13 protein-coding genes and 1 pseudogene are annotated in these 11,404 nt (G+C 66.6%); 1 reads left to right on the top strand and 13 read right to left on the bottom strand.

Annotation, left to right across the window (positions count from 1 at the left end):
- The 3 genes and pseudogenes from F816_RS0110145 to F816_RS0110135 all read right to left on the bottom strand — a co-directional run.
- Positions 1-208, bottom strand: a pseudogene (locus tag F816_RS0110145) (ISL3 family transposase); the annotation flags it as partial.
- 126 nt (positions 209-334) lie between these two features.
- Complete coding sequence (locus F816_RS0110140; protein ID WP_019594639.1) at positions 335-1,744, bottom strand: AmpG family muropeptide MFS transporter; 1,410 nt, start codon at positions 1,742-1,744, stop codon at positions 335-337.
- Positions 1,745-1,780: 36 nt separating this feature from the next.
- On the bottom strand, positions 1,781-2,554 hold the full coding sequence (locus F816_RS0110135; protein WP_255349503.1) for an exodeoxyribonuclease III: 774 nt from the start codon (positions 2,552-2,554) through the stop codon (positions 1,781-1,783).
- 103 nt (positions 2,555-2,657) lie between these two features.
- Between F816_RS0110135 and pyrE the strand changes: the two genes are divergently transcribed.
- Positions 2,658-3,293 carry an orotate phosphoribosyltransferase gene (gene pyrE, locus F816_RS0110130; protein ID WP_019594637.1) on the top strand — a complete coding sequence of 212 codons (636 nt, stop codon included), beginning with the start codon at positions 2,658-2,660 and terminating at the stop codon, positions 3,291-3,293.
- A gap of 254 nt (positions 3,294-3,547) precedes the next feature.
- Here the strand turns inward: pyrE and F816_RS0110125 are convergent, their stop codons facing one another.
- The 10 genes from F816_RS0110125 to hisB form a co-directional block, all read right to left on the bottom strand.
- Positions 3,548-3,904 (bottom strand): cupin domain-containing protein, encoded by a 357-nt coding sequence (locus F816_RS0110125; protein WP_018168770.1) that lies wholly within the window; start codon positions 3,902-3,904, stop codon positions 3,548-3,550.
- 11 nt (positions 3,905-3,915) lie between these two features.
- Positions 3,916-5,466, bottom strand: coding sequence for a 2,3-bisphosphoglycerate-independent phosphoglycerate mutase (gene gpmI / locus F816_RS0110120; protein ID WP_018144920.1), 1,551 nt, complete (start codon positions 5,464-5,466; stop codon positions 3,916-3,918).
- Positions 5,467-5,570: 104 nt separating this feature from the next.
- Positions 5,571-6,746, bottom strand: a complete 1,176-nt coding sequence (tatC, locus tag F816_RS0110115; protein WP_019594636.1) for a twin-arginine translocase subunit TatC — start codon at positions 6,744-6,746, stop codon at positions 5,571-5,573.
- Positions 6,743-7,444, bottom strand: a complete 702-nt coding sequence (gene tatB, locus F816_RS0110110) for a Sec-independent protein translocase protein TatB (RefSeq protein ID WP_019594635.1) — start codon at positions 7,442-7,444, stop codon at positions 6,743-6,745. The genes tatC and tatB overlap by 4 nt, the downstream gene beginning before the upstream one ends.
- Before the next feature lie 41 nt (positions 7,445-7,485).
- Positions 7,486-7,776, bottom strand: a complete 291-nt coding sequence (gene tatA / locus F816_RS0110105) for a twin-arginine translocase TatA/TatE family subunit (RefSeq protein ID WP_019594634.1) — start codon at positions 7,774-7,776, stop codon at positions 7,486-7,488.
- Between the two features lie 220 nt (positions 7,777-7,996).
- The gene (locus F816_RS0110100) at positions 7,997-8,365 is read right to left on the bottom strand and encodes a phosphoribosyl-ATP diphosphatase (RefSeq protein ID WP_019594633.1); all 369 of its coding nucleotides are present in this window, start codon (positions 8,363-8,365) and stop codon (positions 7,997-7,999) included.
- Positions 8,362-9,156: an imidazole glycerol phosphate synthase subunit HisF gene (gene hisF / locus F816_RS0110095; protein ID WP_018144925.1), complete on the bottom strand. Its 795-nt coding sequence runs from the start codon at positions 9,154-9,156 to the stop codon at positions 8,362-8,364. The genes F816_RS0110100 and hisF overlap by 4 nt, the downstream gene beginning before the upstream one ends.
- A 1-nt stretch (position 9,157) precedes the next feature.
- The gene (gene hisA / locus F816_RS0110090; protein WP_019594632.1) at positions 9,158-9,886 is read right to left on the bottom strand and encodes a 1-(5-phosphoribosyl)-5-[(5-phosphoribosylamino)methylideneamino]imidazole-4-carboxamide isomerase; all 729 of its coding nucleotides are present in this window, start codon (positions 9,884-9,886) and stop codon (positions 9,158-9,160) included.
- Positions 9,887-9,896: 10 nt separating this feature from the next.
- Complete coding sequence (gene hisH, locus F816_RS0110085; protein ID WP_019594631.1) at positions 9,897-10,553, bottom strand: imidazole glycerol phosphate synthase subunit HisH; 657 nt, start codon at positions 10,551-10,553, stop codon at positions 9,897-9,899.
- Positions 10,554-10,753: 200 nt separating this feature from the next.
- Positions 10,754-11,347 carry an imidazoleglycerol-phosphate dehydratase HisB gene (hisB, locus tag F816_RS0110080; RefSeq protein ID WP_018144928.1) on the bottom strand — a complete coding sequence of 198 codons (594 nt, stop codon included), beginning with the start codon at positions 11,345-11,347 and terminating at the stop codon, positions 10,754-10,756.
- Positions 11,348-11,404: the final 57 nt, after the last annotated feature.

Here is an 11,404-nt window from a genome sequence, read left to right as displayed (position 1 = left end):
ACTCAAACAGAGGAAGATCCCGCACCCGCCGCAGCGTCGTCTCGTGCACCTGCCGGGTCCGATGACCGCAGCGTTCGCAGTGCATCCACTGCCGCGTCGGCTTCAGGTGCAGCTCCAGCGTGCCGCCGGCCTCCTCCGGCCAAACTGCACGCTCCAGCCGATAGCCTTCCCAGCCGCCCAGCTTCTGCAACGTCTTCTTGTCCAGCATCGCTCTCTCCCGTGTCCTTCCTGGCTCCACGTGAGACTACGATGCCCTTCAGCGGTCGAACACCTCCCCGGTATCCTTCGATGAACCTTTTTTGTGCCCGCCGACCGCCACTTGGACCAGGTTCGGCTACTCGCGAGCGGACGCCGGCGAGGTGTCTGGTCGGCCGGGCTGGGGCATACGGTCGGGGTTGGCCCAGCGCATCAGGGCGAAGGCGAGCAGGATGGTAGGGATGCCGATCAGGGCCGAGCTGGCGAAGAACCAGACCCAGCCGATGTGTTCGGCCAGCACGCCGGTGAAGCCGGCGAGGAATTGCCCCGGCAGGGTCATGATGGAGCTGAACAGGGCGTACTGGGTGGCGGTGTAGGCGCTGTTGGTCAGACTGGAGAGATAGGCGATGAACACCGAGATCGCCATGCCACCCGATAGATTGTCGGCCATGATCGCGAACACCAGCCCATAGGTCTCGGGCCCGAGCGTCGCCAGCCAGGAGAAGGTGAGGTTGGTCAGCGGCGCCAGGATCGCGGTCGCGATCAGCATGCGCATGATGCCGAAGCGCACCACCAGCAATCCGCCCAGGGCCGCACCGGTCAGGGTCATGGCCAGGCCGAAGGCGGCCGCAATATTGGCGATCTCTTCCTTGGTGAATCCGATGTCCAGATAGAACGGGTTGGCCATCACCCCCATGAAGATGTCGCTGATGCGAAAGACCGCGATAAACGCGATAACAACGAGGGCGATGCGGCCGAAACGCTGCCAGAACTCGACAAAGGGGCAGACCACCGCGCCGATGACCCAGGCCTTGAGGTCCCGCCACCAGCCGGTATCCGAGGTGCTGTTGAGGTAATGGACCACGCGATCCTCGAGCCGGGCCGTGGCGGCATCGCGTTTCGCGACCTCGGGCTCGCGCACGATCAACGTGCAGACGACACCTACCAGCATCAGCGCGGCCATGGCGGCATAGGACAGGCTCCAGCTACCGACGGCGGCGATGTGCAGCGCCCCGGCCCCCGCGGTCAGCAGTGCGACGCGATAACCGAACACGTAGGCCGCCGCCATGGCGCCCTGGCGCTCCTGGCTGACGGCCTCGATGCGATAGGCGTCGATGGCGATGTCCTGGGTGGCGGCGCCAAAGGCGGTGAGCACGGCCAGAACCGCAACCAGCCAGAGCTGTTCGACCGGGTCGGTCAGGGCGATCCCGACCAGCCCGAGGATGATCACGGCCTGGGCGAACAGCATCCACGCGCGGCGGCGCCCGAATACGCGGGTCAGGAGCGGCAGGGCCAGGCGGTCGACCACCGGTGCCCAGAACACCTTGATGCTGTAGGCCATGCCGACCCAGGACAAGAAGCCGATGGAGGCCAGCTCCACCCCGAGATCGCGCAGCCAGGCGGTGAAGGTCCCGCCGGTCAGCAGCAGCGGCAACCCCGCGGCGAAGCCGAGGAACAGCATCCCGATGACCCGTGGGTGGCGGTAGACCGCCAGGGCCGCGCGCCAGTCGCGGCTCGGGGGACGCTGGGCTTCAGCGACGCCGGTCATGCGCCGACGTCACCGAATGCGCGGCACATGCCCCGATCAGGGCTGGTAGTCATAGTCGATCCAGAAAGGCGCGTGGTCGGAGAAGCGATCGTCGGTATGGATGTACGGGTCATGCGCGGTGGCCGCGATGCCCGGGGTGGCGATCTGGTAATCGATGCGCCAGCCCACGTTTTTGGCCCAGGCCTGGCCACGATTGGACCACCAGGTGTACCGCTCCGGGCGTTCGTCCAGCCGCCGGAACACGTCCACCATGCCGATCTCGTCGAACAGATGGTCCAGCCAGGCCCGCTCTTCCGGCAGGAAGCCCGAATTCTTGCGGTTGGACTTGTAGTTGGTCAGGTCAATCTCGCGGTGGGCGATGTTCCAGTCGCCGCAGATCACCCATTCGCGCCCGTCCTGCATGCGCTCGGTCAGCCAGGGCCGGAAGAACTCCAGGAAACGCCACTTGGAATCCTGGCGATGATCGCCGGAGGAGCCGGACGGCAGGTACAACGAGACCACCGACAGATTGCCAAAACGCATCTCGGCATACCGGCCCTCATTGTCCGCCTCCTCGAAGCCGATACGCGTAATGACCTCGTCCGGCTGGCGGCGGCTGTACAGGGCCACGCCGCTGTAGCCGGGCTTTACGGCATCGACATAGACACTGTGGTACCCGGGTGGATGGAAGGGCTCGCCCTGGATCTGGTGGATCTGGGCCTTGGTCTCCTGGATGCAGACCACGTCGGCCTCGGTCCCCGGGAGCCAGTCGAAGAAACCCTTGCGGGCGGCGGCACGGATGCCGTTGGCGTTCATCGAGAGTATGCGCATGGCGGGGAACGATACCGGCGCGCGCACGCGCAGGAAAGGGCCTGGCTGCGGAATCCGCGTGTCCCTGTGTCAGAATACGGCGTTTTACGACCGGAGCACCCCGATGACCGCCCACGCCTTCCTGGAATACGCCCTGCAACGCGACGTCCTGCGCTTTGGCGAGTTCACGCTGAAGTCCGGGCGGACCAGTCCGTACTTCTTCAACGCGGGCCTGTTCAACCGCGGCTCCGACCTGGCCCGGCTGGGCGAGTTCTACGCCCGTGCGATCGTGGACTCCGGCATCGAATTCGACCTGGTGTTCGGCCCGGCCTACAAGGGCATCCCGCTGGCGGCGGCGGTCACCGAAGCGCTGTTCCGCGACCACGGCATGGACCGCCCCTGGGCCTTCAACCGCAAGGAGGCGAAGGACCACGGCGAAGGCGGGAACATCGTCGGCGCGCCGCTGCAGGGCCGGGTGCTGATCGTGGATGACGTGATCACCGCCGGCACCGCCATCCGCGAATCGGTGGACCTGATCCGCGCGGCCGGGGCAACGCCGGTGGGCGTAGCGATCGCCCTGGACCGCGAGGAGCGCGGCCGCGGCGAGCGCTCGGCGATCCAGGAGGTCGAGGCCGACCTGAGCCTGCAGGTCATCCGCGTCGCGCGGCTGACCGATCTCGTGACCATGCTGGAGGATACGGGCCGCGCGCCCGAACACCTGGAGGCCCTTCGCGCGTACCGCGCCGAGTACGGCGTTTAGGGGACGCGTACCGCGGCATCGACCCCCGCCCCGTCATTGCGAGGAGCGAAGCGACGAAGCACAAAAGCTGCGAAGCTGCGTTGAACGGCCGCAGGCCGGCCCGCAGGGCGAGCGAAGCGAGTAACCTCCCGAAGCTGGCAGGGGGCGGGCCGGGATCGGGCGGTTCCGGACGGAGGTTGCTTCGTCGACTACGCCTCCTCGCAATGACGGGGGCAGGGGTTTACGCAGAGTGGCGGCATGTGCGCCGATCGGCGCTACAGCAGTTCGGTATCGTCGTGCGAGTAGGCCGGGGAGCAGCTACAGAGGATGTGCAGCGGCTCGGTGCCAGTATTGAGGATGTTGTGCGGCGTACCGGGATGGATACAGACGGTGTCACCCACGGCCACCGGGAAGGTTTCCTCACCCAGACGCATCTCGCCCTGCCCGCGGGTCACGTGATAGATCTCCTCGGTGCGGGCATGGCGATGCAGGCGCGTGACGGCACCCGGCTCGACCACCGCCTCGGCCAGGCTCTGGGCCGCATTGCCGTGCACGTCAGGGTGCATCAGCTCGCGGATCTCGGAGCCGTCCTTCGTGTCGTAGGCCGGTGTGTCGCTGTAGCGTGTGTGCATGGCGCGCTCCCTCAGGCCGAGGCCGGCACTTCCTCGAACAGGAGGCTGCGCCCGCCCATTGCAGAGGGCTTGGGCACGCCCATCAGCTCCAGCACGGTCGGGGCCACATCGGCCAGGCCGCCGCCTGTGCGCAGACGCCAGCGCTGCGAGTCGGTAATCATGCACATCACCGGGTAGATGGTGTGCTGGGTGTGCGGGGCCCCGGTCACCGGGTCCACGTATTCGTCGCAGTTGCCATGGTCAGCGGTGACGATCGCCGAATATTCGAGCCGCTTCGCCGCATCCAGCACCCGCCCGACCTCACGATCCAGGACCTGGACGGCCTCGATCAGGGCCTCGCGCTTGGCCGTATGACCCACCATGTCGCCATTGGCGAAGTTGACCAGGACGAACCCGTAGCGCCCGCTCTCCATCGCCTGGATGGTCTGGTCGGCGACCTCGGCCGCGCTCATCTCCGGCTGCTCGTCGTAGGTATCCACCGACGGCGAGGGGACCATCACGCGCTGCTCGCCGGCGTAGGGCTCTTCCTTGCCGCCGTTGAAAAAGAAGGTCACGTGGGCGTACTTCTCGGTCTCCGCGCAATGGAACTGCGGAATACCGGCGGAAGCGATGGTGCTGCCCAGGGTGGTCGACGGGCGTTCCGGCGGGAACGCGATCGGCGACAGGAAGCGCGGGTCGTACTCAGTCAGGCAGGTCTCGGAGACCGGGTGAAAGTCACCGCGGTCGAAGCCGTCGAAGTCGTCCATGCCCAGGGCCGCGGTCAGCTGACGCGGACGGTCATTACGGAAATTGAACAGCACGCAGACCGCATCCTGCCCCAGCGGCTCGCCACCGTTGATGATGCGCGGGTTGATGAACTCGTCGTCCTCGCCCGCCGCATAGGCCGCCTCGATCGCCTCGCGCGCGGAACCGGCGGCCTCCCCCTCGGCGTAGGCCATCGCGCGGAAGGCCTTTTCCGTGCGCTTCCAGCGCTTGTCACGGTCCATCGCGTAGTAACGCCCGCACACGGTGGCGATGGCGCCGCCAGCGTTCGCCAGCTCTTCCTCCAGAGGATCCAGGTAGTGGAGCGCGGAACGCGGCGCGGTATCGCGGCCATCCGTGATCATATGGACCATCGGGCGCGCGCCCTCGCGCTGGCAGATCTCCACCAGGGCGCGCAGGTGGCGGATATGCGAGTGCACGCCACCATCGGACACCAGGCCGATCAGATGCAGCGGCTGGTCCTTCGCGGCCGCGGCGCGCGCAGCACTGACCAGGGCGTCGTTCTCGTAGAAGCTGCCATCGGTGATCGAGTCGTCGATACGCACCAGGTCCTGGTTGATCACGGTGCCCGCACCCAGGGTCAGATGCCCGACCTCGGAGTTGCCCATCTGCCCATCCGGCAACCCGACGGCGCGGCCACAGGCGTCCAGCGTCGTGTGGGTATGAGTGGAGAGGTACTCGTCGAGGCGCGGGGTGTCGGCCTCGGCGTAGGCATTGTTCAGCTTGGACGGGTTCACGCCCACCCCGTCCATGATGATCAGCAGGACAGGGCGGCGGGGGGTGGGACGCGGGTGTGCCATCGCGGGATCATTACCTGGGTCAATGGGTTACCCGGGTATTTTAGCAACTTCCGATGCTTGGCGGGGGCGCAGGCCTGCACAAATACGGCCGCCGGCGCGGTGACTCAGCGATCGCGCCCAGTATTGCCATCCTCCTGCGATGCGTCCACGTCGGGCTGGCCGTCGTCAGCTGGGCCCTCGCCACCCTGGCTCGCGTCCGCCACGGGCGCCGGCTCGGCGGGGGCGTCAGTGGCGAGTGTGCTCGCGGACCCGCGCTGGCGACGCAGTTCGGCCTGCTCTTCCTCGATGCGGTCGAGCTCGGCGTCCATCTCATCGTCGGTCAACGGCGTGTACCCGGTGCGCGCGGCGGCGCTGGCGCCCCCAGCGGCGGATGCGGCCGCCGAGGACGAGGCGGCCCGCGTGGTACCGGACGCCTTGCCCGAGCCACCAGGGCCACCGCGCGGCGTACCACCGCCGCCACCCGGTCCATCGTCGTCCGGACCGTCATCGGCGTCGGCCGCATCGTCACCGCCCGCAGCCGCGCGGCGTTGCGCCTTCTTGCGCTCCATGATGCGCGACAGGATCAGGCCAATCTCGAACAGCAGCCACATCGGTAGCGCCAGCAGCGTCTGCGAGATGATGTCCGGCGGGGTCAGCACCATGCCGACCAGAAACACCCCGACGATCACGTAGGGGCGCTTCTGCGACAGCTTGGCCGGGGTCGTGGCCCCCATGGAGACCAGCAGGATCGTTGCCACCGGCACCTCGAAGGCAATGCCGAAGGCGATGAACAGCATGATGACGAACGACAGATAGCGCGAGATATCGGTCATCACCGCCACGCCCTCGGGCGCCGTGGCCGTGAAGAACGCGAAAATCAGCGGGAAGACCACGAAGTAGGCGAACGCCATCCCCAGATAGAACAGCGCGGTGGACGACGCCACCAGCGGCAGCGCCATGCTCTTTTCGTGCGAGTAAAGCCCGGGCGCCACGAAGGACCAGACCTGATACAGCAGGTAGGGGATGCTGAGCACCACCGCCAGCAGCAAGGTCAGCTTGAACGGGATCAGGAACGGCGCGGCCACGTCGATCGCGATCATGCTGGTGCCTTCCGGCAGGTGCTGCATCAGCGGGCCGGCCAGCCAGGTGTAGATCGGGTTGGCGAACGGGAACAGGATCAGGAACATCACCAGGATGGCAATGAACATCCTGAGGATGCGGTCGCGCAGCTCGATCAGGTGCGTGAGCAGGGTCTCGGTCGCTTCCGGACTCGGCTCGACCCCCGGTTTGGTCTTGCTCATGAGTGCTTGTCAGGGGTCTGGTCGTTGTGGGTGGTATCCGCTTCGGGATCAGAGGTCTCGCCCCCCCGTGAGTCGGCAGGGTCCGGGGTACGCCGTTCGCGCACCGCCGGTTTCGTCCGCTCCGGACGCGGGCCATCGGAGGCGCGCGCCTTTTGCTCGGCGGCCAGCGCCGGGTCGTCGGTCATCAAGTTGCCGTCCAGATCGCCCTGGGTGGGCACACGCCGAACCTCCGGCGCATCCGCGTCGTCGGCTGCCTCCGGCGCACCCGGATCCGAAGCGCGCGCCGACGCATCCGGGCTGCGCATGGATGGCTTGTCCCGCACCGCGGGCTTGGCCTTGTTCTCGGCCAGGGCCTTTTGCTCCTTGCCGGAGAGATCCTTGCGGGTCTTCGGCTTGCCCTCGATATCTTCGCGCAGGTCCCGCTCGGTATCCTCGATATCCTCGCGCAGACTGGTCTCGGTCTCGTCCATCATGTTCTTGAGCTGGCGGATCTCGCGATCCTGGCTCTTCAGCATGTTGCGCAGTTCGTCGGTCTGCAGCTCCTGCTCGAAGTCCGATCGCACGCTATGGACGAAACGCCGAGTCTTGCCGACCCAGCGCCCGATTTCGCGCGCAAGCCCGGGCAAACGCTCCGGCCCCACGACCAGAAGCGCCACCAGCACGATGATGATGATTTCCCAGAAGCCGATGTCGAACATGGGCTATCGCTCGAGCCTGGCCGCCGCGCAGGGCGCGAGGCTCAGGACTTCTTGTCCGATTGCGAGGCGTCGGAACCCTTTTCGCTGCTCTTCTTCACCTCGGCGTCGACCACCCGGCCTTCGCTGTCGGTCTGATTCTCGACCTCGCGCGGCTCTTCGCCTTCTTCGCCTTCCTTCTTCTCGGCGTCGGGATCCTTGACCGCCTGGCGGAAGTTTTTCATCGCCGAGCCGATATCCCCACCCATGTTGCGCAGCTTCTTCGTGCCGAACAGCAGCACGACGATGAGCAGGACGATGAGGAGCTGCCAAATGCTGATACCACCAATACCCATGGACTCTGTTCTCCAGTCATACAACTTTGGGGTTAGCCTGAACGGCGCCAGGCCCATAATCAACTCTGGGGCACACCGGCCACTGTGGGCGTTCGTGCTGGAGTCGCTTTTTCTCCGCGGACAGGGCGCGGTAATTGCAGTGTAGCCGCGCCACATGAACGAACGCTTTACGGCCGGCGACTCAATGCGGCCCCCGGGGAAACACCGACCAATGTACAGACTACGAATGGTCGGATCGGCGACCACTGGTTTCGCGCGCGGCCTTCTCGGCGACGCCCGACAGGCCGAAACGCCGGCCCAGTTCATCGAGGACATCGTCCGGGTGCCGCCCGCGGGCCGCAAGCACCACCAGGGCATGAAACCACAGGTCGGCCATTTCCGACACCAGGGCGTCGGTGTCGTCGTTCTTGGCGGCAATCAGCGTCTCCGCCGATTCCTCGCCCAGTTTCTTGAGCATCTCGTCCAGGCCCCGGGCGTGAAGCTTCGCCACGTAGGACTGCTCCGGGTCGGCCTGGCGGCGCTGCTCGATCACCTCGGCGAGCGCGGAAAGCACCTCGGCACCACCCGGACGGGGAGTCGAATCGGTCATTGCGCGGCCACCTCGGCATCGTTCGGCCGCACCGGGACTCCGGCCGCCGCCATCGCGTCCTTGGCCTCGCCCACCGTGTGCTGACCAAAGTGAAAGATACTGGCCGCCAGCACGGCATCGGCATGGCCCTCGGTCACGCCCTCCACCAGGTGCTGCAGCTCACCGACCCCGCCCGAAGCGATCACCGGCACGCCGACCGCATCGCTGACCGCGCGGGTCAGGGGCAGGTCGAAGCCAATACGGGTGCCGTCACGATCCATGCTTGTCAGCAGGATCTCGCCGGCCCCCAGGGACTCCATGCGCTGCGCCCACTCGACTACGTCCAGCCCGGTCTCGCGGCGACCTCCGTGGGTAAAGACCTCCCAGCGTGGCGGTTCATTCCCGGTGCTGACCTGCTTGGCGTCAATCGCGACCACGATGCACTGGCTGCCGACCCAGTCGGCGGCCTCGCGCACCAGCTCGGGCCGGTGCACCGCGGCGGTGTTGATGGAGACCTTGTCGGCCCCGGCGTTCAGCAGGCGGCGGATGTCTTCGACCGCGCGCACGCCACCACCCACAGTCAGCGGGATGAACACCTCGCGCGCGACGGCCTCGACCACGTGCACGATGGTCTCGCGGTCGTCACTGGAGGCGGTGATGTCGAGGAATGTGATCTCGTCCGCACCCTGGGTGTTGTAGCGCCGGGCGATCTCCACCGGGTCCCCGGCATCGCGGATGCCGACGAAGTTGACACCCTTAACCACGCGGCCGGCGTCGACATCCAGACAGGGAATGATGCGCTTGGCGAGCATCTCAGGTCGCGAGGGCCTTGCGGGCCTCCTCCAGGGTAAAGGCGCCGTCGTACAAGGCCCGGCCGACGATGGCGCCGGTAATGCCCTCGTCCTCGCGGGCAGCGAGGTTGCGCAGGTCGTCCAGCGAGCTGATGCCGCCGGAGGCGATCACCGGCACGCGCACGTTGCTCGCCAGGCGCGCCGTGGCCTCCACGTTGGGGCCCTTCATCATCCCGTCGCGGGCGATGTCGGTGTAGACGAAGGCCACCACGCCGTCCGCCTCGAAGTGCTGGGCCAGGTCGATCACGTCGTGGTGCGACAACTTGGACCAGCCGTCCACCGCCAGCTTGCCGTCCTTGGCATCCAGCCCGACGATGATACGGCCGGGGAATTCCAGACACAGGTCGTTCACGAAGTGCGGCGCGCTGACCGCGCGGGTACCGATGATCACGTATTCGACCCCGGCATCCAGATAGGCCTGCACCGTGTCCTCGTCGCGCACGCCGCCGCCGATCTGGATCGGCAGGTCGGGGAAGGCCCTGGCGATCGCGTGCACCGCTTTGGCATTGCGCGGCTGACCGGCAAAGGCGCCGTCGAGATCAACGATATGCAATCGCTCGGCCCCGGCATCGACCCAGCGCTTCGCCATCTCCACCGGGTCCTCGCCGAACACGGTGGAATCGTCCATGTTCCCCTGGCGCAGGCGAACGCACTTGCCTTCTTTCAGATCGATGGCGGGAATGACCAGCATCTTCGACTCCTCACGACGCCCCGGGACCGTCACCGTCCCAGCGCAGAAAGTTATGCAGCAGACGCAGCCCGCAGGCGGCGCTCTTCTCCGGATGGCACTGCATGGTGAACAACGAGCCCCGCGCCAGTGCCGAGGCAAAGGTCTCGCCATAATCGGTGCGCCCGGCGACATCGGCCTCGCGCTCGGGCTGCACCCGGTAACTGTGGACGAAATAAAACCACGGGGTCTCCGGCAGGCCGTGCCACAGGGGATGCTCCTGCGCCGGCAGCACGCGGTTCCAGCCCATGTGCGGGATCTTCAAGCGCCGGCCATCCGGGCCCTGCAAGGCGGGAAAGCGCGCAACCCGGCCCGGCAGGATGCCCAGAAGGTCGACGCCGCCGCTCTCCTCGCTCGAATCCATCAGGATCTGCTGGCCCAGGCACAGGCCAAGAAAGGGCCGATCGGCCGCCAGCTCCGGCAGCAGCCGGTCGAGCCCGCGATTCGACAGCGCCTGCATGGCATCCCCGGCCGCGCCCTGGCCGGGAAACACCAACCGGTCGGCCTCGCGCAAGGTCTCGGGGTCGTCGGTCAACAGTACGCGCTGGTCGCCCGCGGCCTCGTGCTCGAGCGCACGCACCACCGAGTGCAGATTCCCCATGCCGTAATCGATGACGGCAACAGTTTCCATGGCCGGGTCTCGTCCGTTGGTCCGTTAAGGAAACACTGATCCATGTACACGCTCGCGCTCGAGTCGCTTTTGCGTGCGAACAAGGCGCGGTGACTGCCGTGCAGTCATTCTGCACAAAGGAACCGCAACGCCGTGCGCGCGCAAAAGCGGCCGAGCCCCTTGGGGTACCAACGCGAGTGTGTACATGGATCAGTGTTTCCTTAGAGACTGCCCTTGGTGGACGGCGTGATCCCCGCAGAGCGCGGATCGAACTCCGCCGCCACACGCAGGGCGCGCCCGAAGGCCTTGAAGATGGTCTCGGCGACATGGTGCGCGTTGTCGCCACGCAGGCAGTCGATGTGCAGGGTCATCCAGCTATGGTTGACCAGGCCCTGGAAGAACTCGTGGAACAAGTCCACATCGAACTCGCCGATGTGCGAACGCCGGAAATCCGCGTGCATCTCCAGCCCCGGACGCCCGGAGAAGTCGATGACCACGCGCGACAGGGCCTCGTCCAGCGGGACATAGGCATGGCCATAGCGGCGGATGCCCTTCTTGTCCCCCAGGGCCTTGGCCAGCGCCTGCCCCAGGGTGATCCCGACGTCCTCCACCGTGTGGTGGGCATCGATATGCAGATCACCCTCGGCGCGTACGTCGAGATCCACCAGTCCGTGACGGGCCACCTGGTCCAGCATGTGGTCGAGGAACGGGATGCCGGTCTCGAGATGGCTCTGACCGGTGCCGTCGAGGTTCAGCTCGACGGCGATCCGGGTCTCCAGGGTGTCGCGGCGGACAGATGCAGTACGTTCAGTCATATTCCGGTTCGGGCACGGTAAAAGGTCAGTGTAGCAAGGCTGGCCGTCGCCCGGTAT

Source organism: Thioalkalivibrio sp. ALM2T (assembly GCF_000381505.1).
Lineage (GTDB): Bacteria > Pseudomonadota > Gammaproteobacteria > Ectothiorhodospirales > Ectothiorhodospiraceae > Thioalkalivibrio > Thioalkalivibrio versutus.
Note: the sequence above shows the minus strand (reverse complement) of the source record. Positions and strands in the feature narration are given on the sequence as shown.